The sequence below is a fragment of the Leptothoe sp. ISB3NOV94-8A genome, from assembly GCF_043421595.1.
Lineage (GTDB): Bacteria > Cyanobacteriota > Cyanobacteriia > Phormidesmidales > Phormidesmidaceae > Leptothoe > Leptothoe turfae.
Genome location: NZ_JAXSQW010000001.1, coordinates 3,754,436 through 3,772,668 on the forward strand (window position 1 = coordinate 3,754,436; position 18,233 = coordinate 3,772,668).

Sequence of the window (18,233 nt, forward strand, 5' to 3'; positions counted from 1 at the left end):
GATTTGTTGGGTTTCATAGATTCAACCCAACCTACGCATTGGCCACATGGAAGGAAAATATTGAGCTAGAATTTCATCTCGAATAGGAATCGATTTCATCCTGGTTATTGGCTAACAAGTATGAGCTTATCGTAGCAAAACATCATAATCCATTGGTGGCAAGGTTGATGTTACACACCTTGCAGAGATTTATTGAATGGCTCGTAAATCAAGAATCTTACGCCATAACTTCTGTTATCACATCACCACACGATGTAATAATCGAGAATTTCGTCTGATACGCTATGAATGTCGTTCAGTCTTATTGCTAGGTGTTAGGTATTGAATTGACGAAACGGCAAGGATTGGTATGTAGAGACTGGGTTTAAGAAAGTTTAGATCTGGCTGAAGTGTTTATGTGCTACAGTTCACAAGCCTGGATGCGAGAAAAGAGAAAACAAATAATCTATCCAATAATCTATCACCTCCACCCCTCCTAACCACCCCCAACAACCCAACCCATACAAAAGGTAGATGGCCCCTGTTTTTGGGGCCTAAACCATCTATCTCTTTTATATTAAATTTCCATGCGTTCTCCTCACGCCAGCCCACTTGCTCTCCAAATTTTTCAAAAGCTTCTTCATAATAAGCATAATCAGCTTTGCCACCACAGCTAAGATAGATTTCTTTTTGTACACTGAATCCAAATAAGCCGTCACTGTATCGCAACCAAAGCTGATCGATCACCCGCAAATCCGCACAGGAAAAGTTACGAATATCTTTCAAGCTTAAATATCCTCTTTGATCCCGGTCACCTATCGCCTTCATCACATTATAAGTTTCCTGATCGGCTGCTTGCCACTGCTGCGTTTGTAAGTAAAACGCTAGCTTAAAGTATCGAGGTGTTACTTTAGTGGCATAAGCAAAGACTTCTCCATCCAGCACTTTAAGCGGTTCATGGAGCTTTTCTAACAGTGCGGTTTGTACCGAAGCATCTACTGTTACCGCCACCTGCCAAAAGTCGATGGCTAGTAGCAGTTTTTCAAAGTTAGAATCTACCAGCGCCGTTTCGATCAACCGGGTCGCATCCCCTTGTGCCGCATAAAGCTTCATGGTTTCTGCCCACCAGGCAAGTTTTTCAGCATCGTCAAACACCTCTAGCAAGCATGGTTCCTGATGAGTGTCTTTAATTTCTACTGCCGCCAGGTATTCCTGAAAGCTCAGATGGGCAAACTCAAACTCTCCTTCTTGTTCTTTGGCGATGAGTGCGTCCACCTCCTGTAGCTGCTTTAAGAAATCTTCTGGAGTAAACTGCACCTGGGGTAAATTTGCAAGCTTAGCTTCTAGTAAGGGCGTAATATCTGCCAGGGTAAACTTTCGGGTATTACGCCGCATTAGCTCCAGCGACAGGGGCTGTAAAATAGCCTGCTTTTGGCTGGCGGTGAGTACATCAGGAATGCCCTTGGCTTGCTGACGTTTTTCCAACAGTACCTGACAAATATCTCGGTATAGCTCTACCCGGTTGCGGGGAATACTGCCACGACGGCGATGCACCGTGGCTATCATGGTGAGCAGTAGCGGATTTTCCGCTAAATCTCTCAGAGCGTTGTTGGTATTAACTTCTTGAAGCAATAGTTTTGCTTGGCGGTCAGCCGCTTCTCTCACCCCCAAATCCTCATGCCCCTGAGCTTTGATTTCGGTTTCGCGATACCACTGGTTCACAAAGTCTTGAATCTGGCCAGATGTTAATGGTGCAACTTCTAGAACCGTTACCCCCTCTTTGAGCTGAGCGTGTTGATATCCCAAAGGACGCGAGGTCAAAATAAACGCGGTTTCTGGGTATTCATACATTTGCCGATCTACCCAGCGACTTACCTGCTTACGGTCTTGTTCATCGGCTACTTCATCTAACCCATCCAGCAAAATCAGCAGACGTTTTTGCGTCAGCTTTTTGGCAAACCAACCTTTTGGCGGCTTTAGTGGATCAGTACGCTGCAAATCTTGTACCCAGTCAGTCAACAGATCCGCCAAAGCCAGATCTGGATTTTCAATAATTGGCTTGTAAACATCCCGAAGATAAAGCAAGACGGGAATAAAATCGGGAGCTTTAGGATATATACGACGCGGTTTTCGTAAAGCGTACATTAAGGTCATGTAACGCATTAGTGTCGTTTTGCCCGATCCTGGTGCCCCCAAAATAGCAAGGCGGCGATAGGCAGGGTCTTTTTGCATCAACGCTAAGAAATGGCCGATGGTGTTCTCTCGTGGTAAATCTTGTTCGTCTTTGGTTTTACGAAGCAGTCGGGTAGAAACCTGGGCCACACTCTTAGCTGTAACATTGACCATGACCACCACCTGTTGCAGATGAAGTATGCGGTCTTGATCCAGTCCCTGAGTTTCAAAGTTACGACACAGATAGTTCAGTCGTTTGTAGTATTTACCTTCGAAGTCTGAGGTAAGTTCCCACCAGTGTTGAGCAATCCATTTGCTCAATGCATCGAATACTGTACCAATCAGCGATAAGAGGAAATAAAAGACCTTAAACAGACCTCTTGCAGAAGCTTGACCCAGCTTTTCCATTTCTTGCTCGGCCTCAGCCATAAAGCCACCGCTATATTTGGCCCATAACACTGATAACCCCGTTACAAAGCCAGCAATTGCTGTCTGAGTGGTGTCTTGCTTGACCCAAAACCCAATAGTGCTAAAAAGGGATGCACCAAAAGGCATCCAGGCAACACAGGCTTGCAATGGTTTTGCAACTGACTTAGGTTGGGCCATCCTACTATCTGAGGAACTCACGCCCCTATTCTAATCATGTAGCATCAATACCGCGATAAAGCTCAGCCACCGAAAACTCCAACTTAATACTGGTAATAATCACAGTAAATTCTGCTCTGCCAATGCAATAAACTGCTCACTTTGCTGAATCAGAATTTGCACCTCACCCGAACTTAGACTGACATCATCGATACTGTAATCACCTTGAGTTCTCTTACTTTGAGCATCTATAAGGTAACGATGAAACGCAACAGGAACGAACCCTGGCTTAGCAATCTCCTTCCCGAACGCTGCAATAACTGCAGCATGACTTGAAAAGGACAGGCCCTTTTGCCACAGAAAAGCTTCAGCAATATAAAACATAGTGTAATACGCTCTCGCCCCTGCAAAGTCGTAGAGGCCATTCTCAGCCAAAAGTTTAGACGCTTCTAGACTATCCTTAGCCTTATCAATAAATGAGCTCAAATCAGCCGTCATACGACTACTCCTTCTCTTCTAACATTAGAGAGAAATGGGTTATCTGCTGATTGAAACTTCTCCATAGAAATAAAGTTTCGTGAGATTACCACATCAAACTCAAGACAGAGCTGAGCTATAAATTGACTGGTTCTATCAATCTCCTGGTAAGGATTTACCGGAGTATTGAGTACCACCAAAAGATCTATGTCAGAGTCTAACTGACTATCTTCCCGAGCCTGAGAACCATACAATATGATGTTTTGCAGCTGCTCTTGATATAAATCATAGAGATACCGCTTTACGTTTTCTAGGATTAACGCTAGCTCAGGATGTTTCATAACAGCATTTACTCTACAGTAGCCAATTTTAGCCAACTACATACCGTTTGGTATTAGTCAGAGCAGGAAACTGCTCCACAACCAGGTTCCTCCCACATGCTTGATTAAGCCGTCCAACCTACTCGACATAGGTAATAAAGCCAAAGATCTCTACCCATAACAGAAGCATCTAGGTCCAAAATTCGTTCTGTGCTTTGCCATGGGTAAATCTCTACATGGCTAAAATCCTTAGACAGCTGTCTAATCTGCTGGGCTGCTCGGATATAATACGTCTCTAAACGAAAATTGTGGGATTCATCCCGGACAATTAGATACTCCGATTCCTCTAATATTGCCCGAGTTATCGAACGATTGAATAACCAAAACAGACCCAGTATCACCAAATTCACATAGGTCTTAACAGGGTTTAGCCCAATTTGTTTTTGCAAAGTTAACTCTTTCTCTAAAGCCTGTAGGTTATGACTAGAAAAGAAAAAATAACAGCCCTGCTTACCTACCCGATTAATCTCTTGAAAGATCTTGAGCCGATCTTCATGGGACACATAATCAATGCCGTTGAAGCTAAACAAAATAAAGTCAAAGGAATTGTCATCAAACTGCCTTAGATATCTGGCATCGCCTACTTCAAAGCTTATAGAGTGATCCAGTTTCCCAAACCGCTTTTGACAAGCAACCACCATTTCAGGTGAATAATCAATCCCAACATACTGTTCCACGAGGGGGGCAAAATGCTGGGCGGTGCGACCACCGCCCACACCGATATCTAACATTTTCATTCTAGGCAACTGGTCCCGCAGTCGCTCCAAAAGAGCAGACTCGGCTGGCTGTAAACGATTCAGTTGGGCGTAGTAATTAACGATATCTGCGGCAGCGTAAGTTGTTGCGTTTCTGGTGCCCATAAATGCCATCTTGGCTAAAAACCACTATCAAGCACGCATGGCAAATCTTTTTTGTCCCTTGACAAGACACAACAATCTGCCGCATATATGCGGCAGATTGCATTACACATAGCTGCTGGTGAACGCTTTTAGCGATCGCAAGCAGCCCAGGGCAAACAAAAGAGAGATTGCCAGACGATATTTTGTAAATTGAGTGAAAGTGATGATTAGCTAAACTTTGGCGATAATTGGCTAGGCTTCGTATGCCTCCATGGGTAGGCAGGAGCAGACTAAGTTGCGATCGCCATAGGCCTGATCGATCCGATTCACCGTCGGCCAGAACTTACGGTTCTTGGTCCACTGCGTCGGATGCACCGCCTGCTCACGACTGTAGGGTCGATCCCAATCAGCCGTCAGATCCACTGTCGTATGGGGCGCATTCACCAACGGATTATTATCCTGGGGCAGTTCACCCGCCTCAATTTGGCGAATCTCATCACGGATGGCAATCATTGCTTCACAGAAGCGATCCAGCTCTGCCAAAGACTCACTTTCAGTCGGCTCCACCATAATGGTGCCTGCCACCGGCCAGGACATCGTGGGCGGATGGAAACCATAGTCAATCATGCGCTTGGCAATATCATCCACATTCACATTGGCCGACTTCTTAAAGCCACGCAGATCCAATATGCACTCATGGGCAACCAAACCAGCATTGCCCTTATAAAGAATGTCGTAGTGACTTGCCAAACGCTTGGCAATGTAATTGGCGCTGAGAATCGCTGTTTCAGTGGCATGGAGCAGACCAGCAGTCCCCATCATCTGAATATACATCCAGGAAATGGGCAGAATGCTAGCGCTTCCCCAGGGGGCAGCTGCAACCGCACCGACGGACTGCTCAGTTCCTAGGGCGGGCGTCAGACTATGGCCAGGCAAGAAGGGCACCAGGTGCTTTTGTACACCAATGGGGCCAATACCCGGACCGCCACCGCCGTGGGGAATACAGAACGTCTTGTGCAGATTCAGGTGACACACATCGGCACCAATGTCCCCTGGGCTACACAGGCCCACCTGAGCGTTCATGTTGGCCCCATCCATATATACCTGACCACCATGCTGATGAATGAGGTCGCACACAGTGCGGATAGTGGCTTCAAATACACCGTGGGTGGACGGATAAGTAATCATTAAGGCCGCTAGCTTATCGCTATGCTTCTCAGCCTTGGCAGTCAGATCCGCCACATCAATGTTGCCGTCGTCATCGCACTTAACGCTGACAACTTTCATACCGGCCATGACAGCACTCGCTGGGTTGGTACCGTGGGCAGATTGAGGAATTAAACAGATATTACGGTGCTCGTCACCCCGTGACTGGTGATATTGACGAATTACTAACAGACCGGCATACTCCCCCTGGGACCCGGCATTAGGCTGTAGAGAAATGCCAGCAAAGCCAGTAATCTCAGCCAGCCAGGTTTCTAGTTGCCCAAACAAGACCTGATAGCCTTGGGTCTGATCCAAAGGCGCAAAGGGATGAATCTGACCAAATTCAGGCCAGGTGACCGGCATCATTTCAGCAGTGGCATTTAGCTTCATGGTGCAGGACCCCAGGGGGATCATGGCCGAGGCCAGGGACAGATCCTTCATTTGCAGCGCGTACATATAGCGCAGCATCTCGGTTTCTGAGTGGTAGCTGTTGAATACTGGATGGGTTAAGTAGTCACTGGTACGGGCCAGCTCTGTGGGGATAGTGGGCTCAGACTTAAGCAGTTCTATGGCTGGCATCGGCAGCTGGCCTGCAAATACCTGAAGGAGATGGATAACAGCCTCAGGTGTGGTGGTTTCATCCAGGGAAATACCAAGGGTGGTGGCATCAATGCGGCGGAGATTAATACCTTGGGTGAGGGCGCGATCGCAAATCTCCCCAGCCTGCTCACCCGCATCCACCGCCAACGTGTCAAAGAATGGCGCTTTCGGCAGCTCAAACCCTAGCTTACTCAGCCCTGCCGCCAGAACCACCGTCAACCGATGTACTCGGGTAGCAATGGCCTTAAGCCCAACTGGACCATGGTACACCGCATACATGCTGGCCATGACCGCCAGCAGCACCTGGGCCGTACAAATATTGCTGGTCGCCGAGTCCCGACGAATGTGCTGCTCACGCGTCTGCAAGGTTAAGCGCAGAGCCGGTCTGCCCTTACTGTCTTTGGAAACACCCACCAGACGACCGGGCAGCTTACGGGCATAGGCCGTCTTGGTGGCAAAGTAGGCAGCATGGGGACCGCCATAGCCCAATGGCACACCCAAGCGCTGGGTATTGCCCACAGCAATATCTGCCCCCATCTCGCCCGGAGCCTTTAGCAGAGTCAGGCTCAGTAGATCGGCGGCAACGGTCACCAGCGCCCCCGCTTCGTGGGCAGTGGCAATCACATCGGTATAGTCGGTGATCGCCCCAGTACTGGCGGGATACTGCAACAGCAGACCAAACAAAGGTTGACTAAAATCGGGAGCCTCGCTGACCACCACGTTAATTCCCAAGGGCAGCGCACGGGTTTGAATCACTTCAATCGTTTGGGGATGACAGCTGGCTGATACCCAGAATGTCTTGGCGGTCTTGGCGGCTTTGTTTTTGCACACGCCTAGACTCAGGGCCATGGCTTCAGCAGCAGCCGTGCCTTCGTCCAGCAGCGATGAGTTGGCAATTTCCAGCCCCGTCAAGTCGCTGACCATGGTCTGGTAGTTCAGTAGCGCTTCTAAACGACCCTGGGAAATCTCGGGCTGGTAAGGGGTGTACTGGGTGTACCAGCCGGGGTTTTCTAAAATATTGCGCTGGATGACGGGCGGGGTGATGCAGTTGTAGTAACCGAGGCCAATGTAACTGGTAAGGACCTGATTTTGGGTTGCGATCGCACGAATACTCTGTAACGCCCCATGCTCACTCATCCCCTCTCCCACAGACAAGGCACTGGCTAATCGAATCTCACCAGGCACCGCTGTATCAATCAGTGCTTCTAGACTGTCATACCCCAGCACCGATAGCATCTGAGCGATGTCTGTCTTAGTCAGACCGATGTGCCGTTGAGGAAAATCATTGGGTACAGCTAACTCATTAGCCCAGGTATTTGAAATGGTTGCAGACATCGACTCAGACTGTTCGTAGGACATCAATAGCTCCAGATAAAGCAGTTTTATGGACTGACACCAGCAAGCTGAACACCAGCTGAACCAACAAGCAAAAACCATCAGACATAAGCTGATGGCTACAAGTACTTATTCTTACCTATTTCATTGGGGATTTCACCTGCAATTCAAAGCCTGCTTTTCAAATATGGCACCTCTGTAAGGGCGTTGAATGTCCCCCTACAGACCCTCGACCTGTTCGGTATATTCCTCAGCCGTCATCGTATCGTCATCAATATCATCCAAATCATCAGCTTTGACCCGAATCAGCCAGCCATCACCATAGGGGTCATCACCAATTTGCTCCGGGGCATCTAGCAGCTGATCATTGCGCTCAAGAACCTCACCATTCACAGGAGACTTTAGATCTTCTACCGCTTTGACAGACTCAATCGTGCCAAACTTCTCACCAACTTCTACGTTATCACCCAAATCAGGCAGTTCCAGAAACACAACATCACCCAACTGGTCAATGGCAAATTCTGTGATGCCAATGGTAACGATGTCACCGTCAATCTTTAGATACTCATGAGTATCGGTATATTGCAAATTGTCAGGATATTCAAAGGCCATGGGGGTTCCTCAACAAGTCCATAACTTGTGAACAATAAGCCGCTGCTGATTCAGAGGATGAATCAATCTGCAAGACGGGCAATTAGCCAAGACTTTACAGATGGAGCCATACTTAGGATCAGCAACGCCCACAATGAGACGCCCAATGCCTGTGATCACAGGCCTTAAGCATGTTGCTCCCTGATGGATAGCATTCGTTGATGAAAGTTTGCCACGGAAGTTGGCCCAATTGATAGAGGTTTTAGACTTTTTCTTGGTTTTTATAGGATTTTTTTTGTTAACTTGCCTCAAAAAAACATTGATGCCATACACTAGCCGCAGAACGTATGAGTGACCCATTCACAGACCCTGGCAAATCCATGGCAAATTTTACTGACGATATCCCTGAAGCTAGGCGTGAAACCTTGATGGCAAGCGCTGAGCCAGCGTTAGCTAATTCTCCTGCAAACATCACACCGTGGATTTTCCTGACGATGGCAGTCTTAGGGTTGGGCAGTGCCGGGTTCTGGTGGCTAAGGCCCAGTACATCACTGACAGATGCACCTGACATTGAAGCACCGCCCGCTACCACAACCAGCTCTGCCGTTGCTGCAGAGACCCCGGATGTCACTGCCAACACACCAGCAGCCACTCCAGACAGCAATGAACCGGGTAGCCCCAATAGTCTTTTGGGCCATCGTCCTTACGATATTGCCGATGCCACTAGTCTGACCCCATTGTCGACTAATGCCATGGTGCGGCTCCAACCTGAAGCCGCTCAAAAGGTGGAAACAATGATCACCGATGCTAAAGCGGTGGGTGTACGTTTGGGTGTTATCTCTGGGTTTCGTTCCTTAGAAGATCAGCAATACTTGTTTTTTGACCTGAAGGCAGAACGGGGCCAAACGACTCAAACCCGTGCAGAGGTCAGCGCCCCTCCTGGATATAGCGAACATCACACAGGCTACGCAGTTGATTTTGTTGACATCTCACAACCTGCCACTGAACTCAATGCCTCTTTTGAAGAGACTCCAGCCTTTCGCTGGCTAAAAGAGAATGCTGCGTATTACGGCTTTGAAATGTCGTTTACTAAAGACAACAATCAAAATGTTGCCTATGAGCCCTGGCACTGGCGATATGTGGGCAATCAAGAGAGTTTAGAAATGTTTTATCAGGATTAGTGCGTGTCAACGCTAAGAATTCTGGTTATGACAGTGAGTGGTGAAGCGCGAATTGTGGGGAAAAGGATGTATTCAATACGATTGAAAATCGCTATAAACTACGTCCAAGAATGTCGGCAATACCCAATTTAATAACCGTGGCATTTAAGTAAACGTAATCCTTCCAATCGTAACAGTTCTGGATAAAGGGTTTGGTAAATAGTACAGTTAGGACTTTTTACATCCCAACGGCCAGTAACGCGAAAGGTTTCCACCGGGCAACCCCCCGTACAGCGGTAGCGATAGGTACAGGTCTGGCACTCTGGCTTTTCCTGTACCGATAGGTTTTGAATCGGACCATGGGCCAATGTAGGCAAAAGCTGATGAGCATCGAGATGATCGCTAATCGGCTGATCCAGGTGCATTTGACATTGGGCCACTTGCCCAGTGTGAGTGACCACCGCGTAGGTTTGCCCCACACCACAGGTGTGGGTATGGGCCTGGGATTGCACCTTATCCAATAGGCCATTGACCAGGGGGCGCGACGGTAAATTCTGCACCGTTGCCTGGTCAATGGTCTGCTCAATTACACGATAGGCAGCTTGCATGCCCTCAATAATAGTCTGCTGTTCTAGTTCAAAGTCTTGACGATCAGCACTCAACGGGGTTTGGCGATAAAAGTTCAGACTAAAGGGCCAGTTGTGGTCAAGTATCCACTGTACTAAATCCGCTAGATAGGGCGCACTGGCCCCCGTAACTGTGACACTCAGGTGTAGATCAATTTGACGCGGCTGCACTAAATTTTCTAACGTGTGCATTACCTGTTCAAAGCTCGCCCCTCCTCCTTTGCGTGGACGTTGCCGATCGTGGACGGCACCCAAACCATCTAAGGAGACCATTAAACGTACTTGCGTCGATTCAAACCAGTTCAACATGGTAGAAGTCAGGGTAACTCCGTTGCTGAGTACCACTTCTCTTAACTCCAATCCCGTTTTTTGGGCTAATGCCATGGCCCGTTCATGTAGTGTTTGAACCAGGGAAAAGTGAAGTGTGGCTTCTCCTCCAGCGTATTTCAGCTTAATTCGAGAAAATCCCTGACGACAAGCAGCGGTAAAAAGATTGTCTACAGTTTCTAAGCCCGTTTCTAAGCTCATATGGGCAGACGATTTACGCACATAGCAATAGGGGCAATCCAAATTACAGGCATTAGTAACATGTAACCAGGCCGTCAGCTGATCGGGGGCAGTGGGTTGAATCTGAGGCTGATGCCCGGTGGGAATCAATAAATTTTGTTGTACCAGTTCATGATCGATTGTCTCTTTTAATGGCTGGGCCTGTTGGTGAAAGGTTTGGTATCGCTGCCATGCGGCTGGATTCAACACACTGGGACCAGCAGGAGCAAAGGGACTAAACGCCAGTTGATACCCCTGGCGTAGAGACACCGTATAGGTTTCTGGCCAGGTAGAGAATGTAGTGTCTAATAGGTTTGTTGTGGTAATGGTAAAAGGCGCGTTAGGACAAGCACAGTCGCAGTCTGTTTCACCACTATTGACCACATTGTCAGCCGATTTGCTAGTCAGCAACTGTGGTGTTTGCAAAGCACTAGAAGACGGCTGCAATGTTTGATTGCCTAAATCTTCTGATTTATGTAAGCCAGACACGGCGATCGCCTCAATTGTTATTGATATCAGATTCAGCCTGGGAAGACTCTTTCCCTTCTTTCTTAGAGTGATTTCCAGACTGCCACTTGAGGGTCACGGTATAGCTGGCCTCTCCATTAGCCTGGGCTAGAGCAAACACAGGGACACTGGCTTCTACACCTACGCTCATCCCAAAGGTGACTTCTACTTCCTGAGGCCCCAGACTAGACATTAAGTTGATTAAATACTGAGCATTTTTCTTTAAGGCCTGGGCAGAGGCTTCAAAGGTACGATGAATATCTCTTTTATTGGCCACTAGTTCTACAGATTCAGTATCTTCTCCATCGGGGACTTCTACCCAAATAGGCCCCCCTGGTGTTTCGACCGATAGAAATTGACTCATAATATTACCTCATAAAAATTTCTGGATACACAATGTATTTGATTACAATGATTTTCCCCTTATTTCCTACATCGTCTAATTTTTTCCATATCACCTAACAAGAAGTAGGCTGCTATTGCTCTTATAATCATCTCCTCACTTCACCTAAAATCCCTAAAATAGTAGTGGAAGGAATGCAGTAAACGATATCTGTTCCTATCTTTGCGTGAATCATTCCCACTAACTCTCTGCCTTCAATATGACAGAGAGGTGCACCGCTGACGCCCCCTTCAACATTAGCAGGCCCACGATTGAGCAGTTTAAGAAAGCCGTTCGCGACTTTTTCCTTAAACACTAGAGATGAAAAACTGTCGCCTTTAAGATGTTTTGAGGCGGGATATCCAAAGCTATACAATGTCATTGCTTGTCGATGCTCGTTTAGATTGATAGGGTCAGAACTGAGGGGTAATAAATCATCCCAACAGACAACAGGGAGTCGAGGTGCCTTTTCAGAAACCAACCCTAAAATAGCAATATCTTGTCGAGCGCTCCAATCCTTTTCACTCCGAGCTTCAGGAACTCTGTACCAAAGTACTTTTAGATTTAAATCTTGAACATTAGGACCAAAAGTTCTTACCTTAACTAAATTTCCTTCTGAAGATTCTAGTTGTTTTATCACATGGGCACAAGTCACTACATAGTATTGCTGATTCAGCGTTATCCAAAAGCCTGTGCCTGAGACTTCTCCAATATCATTAATTAAGACGGTTGTCATTGTTTTACATTGATCTTGAACAGTCTGATTTAATGTTCGAATATCATCTTCAACAACTGTATCTGAATAAGAAAGAAAGGCATACTTGAGTAATTTTATCCAATCTACATCCAGCTTTTGTAGCAAATATTGACTCTCTTCATCATCGTCTAGTAAGGTTTCTAGTACTGATCGCGGTGAATCCATAATCTCTGTTTGTCTGTAATTCAAAATTTGAATACCGTAATGCAAACAATCCATCAATTCCGATGATTCTTCTAAACGATCCTGCTCTTCCATACGGCTTAAACAATGATAAATACTTTCTTTTAGACATCTAATCACATCGTTATAGGACCATTTTTTTGTGGCAGCCCATTCCTGATAAATTTCTTGAGCAAATCTATGTTGTTCTGAATACTGTTCGGGATCTTTGAATAACATTTGCGCCAGCGAACCTAGACGAAAAACAGGATCTAAAGCCTTTATTCCTGGAGAATTCTGAGGAGAGTAAAGCAAATTGCATTGAAGAAATTTTTCTATTAGTTTCAGGTCTGTCTGTTCAACAGATACTTGATACTTTTGCTCAATAAATCTAAGAATTGCCAAATCAACACGACGAAAAATTATCAAATGTGATAGGTAGGTCCGAAAACCAGGATCTAAATTTTCTACAAACCTACTTAATTCTTTTTCTACATGCTTCTTAAAGACTCTCAGATCTTTTCTACGTCTTAAGCTACGCGAAGGAATCCAACCATTTTTGAGTTCCTGTAGCAGTCCTAGAGATGCTCGAGGATGACCACCGGAAAATTGAAAAATTCGATCTACTACAGAGGGACAATAGTTTTGTGATCGATCTTGCCAGAGTACAGGAATGTTATTTTTTTCAATAAAATGATTAATAACTTCTCGATGAAATGCAGTCAACTTAATGGGTTTTCTGACAGTTGGCCAACGGGTAGGACCACAAATGCTATGACCAGAAAAAATCAATAAGAAGTTATCATCAGTTAAATCTTTTAGCTCTTGCTTCAACTCACGGGCAAGCTCACGTTTTACCCAATCTAGTGTTTCCTTTTCCAAATAATGGACATCGTCAAACATCAATGCCTGAGGCTGCCTAGATTGCAGTTGCTCTAGCAGAATATCAAGAGCATGCTGTAAATCTTCCGGCGATTCAATGGACTCTGCAGAAATTTCTTCAATGGCGGCAGTTACCGCATCCATTTTGCTTCGTGCTCGCTTTAACGAAATCAAAGAACAGCGCCATTCTTGGGTTTCATACTCTGTTTTCAGCTTAGTAAGAAAGGCGGTCTTACCATAGCCTGGCAGGGCATCTAACACCAATAATTCCCCTCGAAAACGGTTGACCCAGCTTAGGGCCTTTACTTGATTGTGAAAAGCAAACCTGAGGTTCGATGAACTGGTAGACATTTTGAAAACACACTATGACGTTAAGTCGAAAACTCTCAAATCGTTACTCTATAAAATCGACAATCACCATATTTCAGGTTTTTAACTCAGATAGTAAATCTTCTAAGGTGATGATGAAACCTGGATAGTGGTCGACAAGCACATGATCATTGGTTATGAGTTCTCTCCAGTAGTCGAGCAAATACTGGCACTGTTTCTTTTTTAGGGTTGAGTCTTCTATCTTTTCCAAGAGATCTTCTGTTAACCACGTTAACCACTCTTCTATTAGTAGCTCCCGCACGGCAGGGCTATTGCTGTTATTTAAACTGCATTGATCTAATTCAAGAATATTTATGTAGGACTGTAGGGCCATTTCCAATGATTGTGGATATTTCCCTTGATCAAATAGAATATTTGACAACGTTCGTTGTACTCGACCCATCAGATGAGGTGATTTCTTTTTCTCTGCCAGCTGTTTAGCTTGGATAGAAATGGTTTTAGCCTGTTCTAAATCCCCCTGAAGATAGAGGGCAACACCTGTATCTTGTAAGTTATCTATCTGCCAAACAAGATCGTTTAGCTTTTCGGCAATCACTTGACTCTTCTGATAGTAACCAAGAGCATCTAAAAATTTCCCTTGCTCTCGCAATAGGGTACCTTTTTCGTTATAGGCTTCGATGAGTAACTTTTCATACTTTTGTTGGCAATATTCAATGGCCTGGTCGAACATCGTCATCGCCTTTTCATAGTCTGCTTGGACTGTAGTAGCGTTTGCGCGATTTGGTTTGACCTTATTCCATCCGCTTTGACGAGAAAGCCTGCCATGGGCAATATTCACCATGGCTAACCCGCGGTCATAGTCAATTTCAGAAAAATGTTCAAAGGCTGCTTTAAAGTGCAAAGTAGCCTTATGCTCCTGCAAAGAGTTAGCAGCAATAATCCCTAACACATTATGAGTTAAGCCCAATTGCTTTGAGTTGCCTGAACGTTTAGCGATTTTTAGAGCACTCTTACTATGGGCGATCGCTTCTCGATTTTTTCCCTTAGCGTGAAAGAGATAGGCCAAATTTGTTTTCGTGGAGGCCCGATCAAGGTCGGCTGTTGGAATGTCTTTAAGCTTATCTAAAGACTGTTTATAATAGTCAATAGCCTGATCAAATTCTTCCCGTCGGCGATGGGTCCATCCCATGGCATTGAGAGTTTTACCAAAGTCCTGTAGAAGCTGCTGCTTTTCCCAGTGAGTACATTGGGAAAAGTTGAGTTCAGACCGAAACCAGTCCAGGCTTTGCTGACCTATCTCTAGGGCAACGGCAAAATTATTTAGATGAGCATAGGTAAAGACTAAATTAGGACGTACCTGGCTCTGAATAACCTTGGAAAGCGGCTGCTCAAAGATATCTTCAAAGCCTTGCCTTGCTTCTTGATATTGACCTTTATCATAGGCTAACGTTGCCCATGCCAATGCCAGTTCTTGTTTTTCTTGGTTATTTAATTGACCCTTAAACTGTTGAACTTCTTCATTTAGTGCTTCTTTAAAGCCGTTGATATTGGCCTGCTTAAGGAGGCTACGCCATCGGTCTAACCCCTGGTCCTTATCAGCATAAAGTGCATAGTAAAGCTGTTCTAGTTGAAGACTTTGTTTAAATACCTGATTTTTCTCTGCTGCAATCAGATGATTATAATATTCTACGGCCTTAGCACTCCATTCTCGCCGCAGACGGTTGTCAGGATCGCATGGCTGCCAAATGTAGTCATACACTAATCGCTGCATTTCATCGTGTAGCAAGCAGCTCTGGTGTTCACCGTTGGTATTGTAGTGAGATTTAACAAAGGAAAATTTAGAAACAGATTTAATCAAAGCTGAGGCGTTTTCTAGCGATTCCCCTAATATTTCCACCAAAAGCCCAGCATCAAAGCGTCGCTTTAGTTGAGCCATAGCCAGAATGGTCTGATCTTCTGGGTTACGGAGTTCACTGATGAGTTCAATCATCATCTGCTTAAACTCTTCTGGACTGTCTGCATTTAATTCTTCTGGTAGGCTGCCATAGTTTAACCAATCAATGGTTAATGCTACTAAAATTGGAGCCCCCTGGGAGAGTTTGGTAATGCGATCGATAAATTCTTGGGTAATTTCAGGTGCGGACTGCGTCTGAAAGGATCGATCAAAGTAATGACGTATCTCTTTGGGTGATAGGCCCTGTAATTTTAGAGGACTAATCTGGGGATGTTGACAATAGTCAGTAAGAGGTTTCCGACCCGCGGTGATCACTAAGGGCTTAAATTTTCTTTGTTGTTGCGGCCCGAGCTGGGGCAGCATTTCTCGAAAGAAACGTTGAACGGCCTGATTGGCAAGTTCGATGGTATCGAACAGTAGAATTATTCGTTCGGTATCTAACGTGTTATAGCAGTCTAAAAAACTTGATCGTAAATGCGCAATATCGTCCTTAGTCGCTTGAAAGCTATAGTCTAAATCTTTAAAAAATGGGGCAAAGGGTTGGGCTTTAGACGCCGTGGTTAGTTGTGCTGCGATACTTCTGAGAATTCCTCGCTCCGTTTGATGGGAGGTCAGATATAGGTCAATGGGATACTGGGTAATAAGGATACGCTGATTTGTAGACCCTTGAGGTGCTTGGGCCAGCTCAACAAACTGCTTAAGTAATTGGGTTTTACCCATACCCCCATCGGCTTGGATGGAAAGCATCCACTGGGGATCAGGGTCGCTTAGGGAAGCCTCCATCATTTGGGTTAACCAGGCAAGCTCTTTTTCGCGACCCACAAAAATGATACGACTGTAAATAGAATCTGACATAGACGTACTACACATGAGATAACACTCTGAGCAGATGCGTGTATCAACAGCGGGGTTACTGTTAGGTTCAAAAAACGCTGACCAGGTCAAGAATCGGCTATTTAAGCAGGGGGAATGCTAACTGTTAACCAAAAGGCCAGCTTATTATGACGATTTGTGGATAACAATTCCCCTAAAGGTCAAGGTTCAATTTAGTTAAGAAACATGTCTTGCTTTTGACAATGCCTAAAAACTGCCATGGAGATAATTTGTATCCGTTAACTTTATTTTGGCAATAATTGCGACAAGTACATTTGATATTGGCATTTCCTAAAAATTTAGGAAATCGCAAAAACACCTGTTCATATGTTAGAACGCAAGCAAAAATTATTGCCCCTACTGGATAACCCCGATATCCTACGCCATAATTTGGCCATTGGTTATGGGTGAATACAAGCACCATCGGCCAATAGTCATTGCTATGGCAGGGCTTGTAGGGGCATCCCCTTGTGGGTGCCCTGGATACCTTTTACTGACGGCAACCATAGGTACGTGTGGGCTCGCCCCCGTCCTTTGATAGGAATACAGCCTCGGTCTTCAAACTGAAATTTTTCTTTGAGCAACTCATAGGTATCAGTACTGACCTGAATGCGATCTACTACCCCATGGGATTCCATACGACTGGCAATATTAACGGCGTCTCCCCATAGGTCATAGCTAAATTTCTTTTTACCGATGACACCAGCAACAACGGGGCCAGTATTAATCCCAATCCTCAACTTAAAGGGATGTTGTTTCACAGCCGCTTGCATATCAATGGCCATGGCCATGACAGCCTCGGCATGGTTGGTCATGGGTGCGGGCACACCACCTACCACCATGTAGGCATCGCCGATAGTTTTAATCTTTTCTAGACCATGGCGTTCCGCCAGAGCATCGAACACAGAAAAGATATCGTTAAGCTGGCAAACCAGATCGGTGGGGGCCGTGTGGGCTGCTAGCTGGGTAAAACCAACAATGTCGGCAAACAAGATGGTGACGTTTTCAAACCGGGAGGCAATGGCGGTGCGGTTGGAGAGATCGTTTTTGAGTCTGTTTGCGATCGCAACCGGCAACACATTACGCAACAATGCCTCTGTTTTCTCCTGCTCACCCCGCAGCGCCAATTCCGCTTGCTTACGCTCCTGCACTTCTTGAGAGATTTGACCAAACATCGAAGCAAACGCCTGAATAACCTCTCCAAGCTCATCCTGTTGAGCCTGCTTAAGACTTCTAAACTCAGCTAACTGGGGCTGATCAACCACATCTGCCGCTTGACATAAATCATCTCGTAACAACAGTAGCGGGTTAATCAACATCCGCTCCAGCATAAAAATCGTCACCAGGGTAACAAAAGCAGCAATAATAATAACAATAAAGAAAATTAGAGCCGAATACTGCACCATGTATCGCTTAACAGAGTTCGCATCATGGCGAATAACCAGTATGTAGCGATCCTGAAATTGTTTGCTGGGCCAGGCCACATCGTAACGGGTACCTGCATCTGTCAGCTGTGTTTCAATCTGGGTCAACCCAGTGGCTGGCACCCCTAACGAAGGCATTTCTCCAAACCCATCAATAAACTGTCCCGCCTCATCATAGAGGGCAGCCCCTAGAATAATTGAGTCAGTTTTTAAGACTGCCTGCGCCTCTACCAACAGTGATGTAGACAGCATATCTAGCATCGCGTTGGCCTTAATGGTGGCAATCACCTCTTGCGAGAGCGTCTCTAGCTCCCTCAGTTTGTCCGCCCGTCGCTGGCGATAGGACGGAATAAAAACTATAAATTCGATAACAACAAGGCTGAGAAAAATTGACGCAACAATTTTTCGAGACAAGCGAGATTTGAGTAACCCCAATGACGTCTGTAAAACACTAACCATGGTGACG

At 45.8% G+C, this 18,233-nt stretch carries 12 protein-coding genes; 1 reads left to right on the top strand and 11 read right to left on the bottom strand.

The annotated features are described in order from the left end of the window. Window positions 1-393: 393 nt before the first annotated feature. From SPB21_RS15825 to gcvH, 6 genes are all read right to left on the bottom strand, one after another. Window positions 394-2,757, bottom strand: a complete 2,364-nt coding sequence (locus SPB21_RS15825; protein WP_499867109.1) for an NACHT domain-containing protein — start codon at window positions 2,755-2,757, stop codon at window positions 394-396. 99 nt (window positions 2,758-2,856) lie between these two features. Next, window positions 2,857-3,234, bottom strand: a complete 378-nt coding sequence (locus tag SPB21_RS15830) for a HEPN domain-containing protein (RefSeq protein WP_499867110.1) — start codon at window positions 3,232-3,234, stop codon at window positions 2,857-2,859. Next, window positions 3,231-3,554, bottom strand: a complete 324-nt coding sequence (locus SPB21_RS15835) for a nucleotidyltransferase domain-containing protein (RefSeq protein WP_499867112.1) — start codon at window positions 3,552-3,554, stop codon at window positions 3,231-3,233. Before SPB21_RS15835 ends, SPB21_RS15830 begins: the two co-directional genes overlap by 4 nt. A 104-nt stretch (window positions 3,555-3,658) precedes the next feature. Beyond that, window positions 3,659-4,453: a class I SAM-dependent methyltransferase gene (locus SPB21_RS15840; protein WP_499867113.1), complete on the bottom strand. Its 795-nt coding sequence runs from the start codon at window positions 4,451-4,453 to the stop codon at window positions 3,659-3,661. Between the two features lie 231 nt (window positions 4,454-4,684). Further along, on the bottom strand, window positions 4,685-7,597 hold the full coding sequence (gene gcvP, locus SPB21_RS15845; RefSeq protein ID WP_499867115.1) for an aminomethyl-transferring glycine dehydrogenase: 2,913 nt from the start codon (window positions 7,595-7,597) through the stop codon (window positions 4,685-4,687). A 195-nt stretch (window positions 7,598-7,792) separates the two neighbouring features. Beyond that, on the bottom strand, window positions 7,793-8,185 hold the full coding sequence (gcvH, locus tag SPB21_RS15850) for a glycine cleavage system protein GcvH (protein ID WP_006515337.1): 393 nt from the start codon (window positions 8,183-8,185) through the stop codon (window positions 7,793-7,795). Window positions 8,186-8,544: 359 nt separating this feature from the next. On the opposite strand from gcvH, the gene SPB21_RS15855 reads away from it, so the two are divergent. Then, window positions 8,545-9,345, top strand: coding sequence for a M15 family metallopeptidase (locus SPB21_RS15855; protein WP_499867116.1), 801 nt, complete (start codon window positions 8,545-8,547; stop codon window positions 9,343-9,345). Window positions 9,346-9,473: 128 nt separating this feature from the next. Here the strand turns inward: SPB21_RS15855 and SPB21_RS15860 are convergent, their stop codons facing one another. The 5 genes from SPB21_RS15860 to SPB21_RS15880 all read right to left on the bottom strand — a co-directional run bounded on the left by SPB21_RS15860 (window position 9,474) and on the right by SPB21_RS15880 (window position 18,226). Then, window positions 9,474-10,985: a radical SAM/SPASM domain-containing protein gene (locus SPB21_RS15860; protein WP_163698242.1), complete on the bottom strand. Its 1,512-nt coding sequence runs from the start codon at window positions 10,983-10,985 to the stop codon at window positions 9,474-9,476. A 10-nt stretch (window positions 10,986-10,995) separates the two neighbouring features. Further along, window positions 10,996-11,367, bottom strand: a complete 372-nt coding sequence (locus SPB21_RS15865) for a CU044_2847 family protein (protein ID WP_163667519.1) — start codon at window positions 11,365-11,367, stop codon at window positions 10,996-10,998. 127 nt (window positions 11,368-11,494) lie between these two features. Further along, window positions 11,495-13,447, bottom strand: a complete 1,953-nt coding sequence (locus tag SPB21_RS15870) for a trypsin-like peptidase domain-containing protein (RefSeq protein WP_348918200.1) — start codon at window positions 13,445-13,447, stop codon at window positions 11,495-11,497. Window positions 13,448-13,610: 163 nt separating this feature from the next. Further along, window positions 13,611-16,325 carry a hypothetical protein gene (locus SPB21_RS15875; protein ID WP_499867117.1) on the bottom strand — a complete coding sequence of 905 codons (2,715 nt, stop codon included), beginning with the start codon at window positions 16,323-16,325 and terminating at the stop codon, window positions 13,611-13,613. A 458-nt stretch (window positions 16,326-16,783) separates the two neighbouring features. Further along, window positions 16,784-18,226: an adenylate/guanylate cyclase domain-containing protein gene (locus SPB21_RS15880; RefSeq protein ID WP_499867118.1), complete on the bottom strand. Its 1,443-nt coding sequence runs from the start codon at window positions 18,224-18,226 to the stop codon at window positions 16,784-16,786. Between the last annotated feature and the right edge of the window lie 7 nt (window positions 18,227-18,233).

Bases quoted from the DNA above. Each gene is read 5' to 3' on its own strand.
- SPB21_RS15825 (WP_499867109.1), bottom strand. From the start codon at position 2,757: ATGGCCCAACCTAAGTCAGTTGCAAAACCATTGCAAGCCTGTGTTGCC.
- SPB21_RS15830 (WP_499867110.1), bottom strand. From the start codon at position 3,234: ATGACGGCTGATTTGAGCTCATTTATTGATAAGGCTAAGGATAGTCTA.
- SPB21_RS15835 (WP_499867112.1), bottom strand. From the start codon at position 3,554: ATGAAACATCCTGAGCTAGCGTTAATCCTAGAAAACGTAAAGCGGTAT.
- SPB21_RS15840 (WP_499867113.1), bottom strand. From the start codon at position 4,453: ATGGGCACCAGAAACGCAACAACTTACGCTGCCGCAGATATCGTTAAT.
- gcvP (WP_499867115.1), bottom strand. From the start codon at position 7,597: ATGTCCTACGAACAGTCTGAGTCGATGTCTGCAACCATTTCAAATACC.
- gcvH (WP_006515337.1), bottom strand. From the start codon at position 8,185: ATGGCCTTTGAATATCCTGACAATTTGCAATATACCGATACTCATGAG.
- SPB21_RS15855 (WP_499867116.1), top strand. From the start codon at position 8,545: ATGGCAAATTTTACTGACGATATCCCTGAAGCTAGGCGTGAAACCTTG.
- SPB21_RS15865 (WP_163667519.1), bottom strand. From the start codon at position 11,367: ATGAGTCAATTTCTATCGGTCGAAACACCAGGGGGGCCTATTTGGGTA.
- SPB21_RS15875 (WP_499867117.1), bottom strand. From the start codon at position 16,325: ATGTCAGATTCTATTTACAGTCGTATCATTTTTGTGGGTCGCGAAAAA.
- SPB21_RS15880 (WP_499867118.1), bottom strand. From the start codon at position 18,226: ATGGTTAGTGTTTTACAGACGTCATTGGGGTTACTCAAATCTCGCTTG.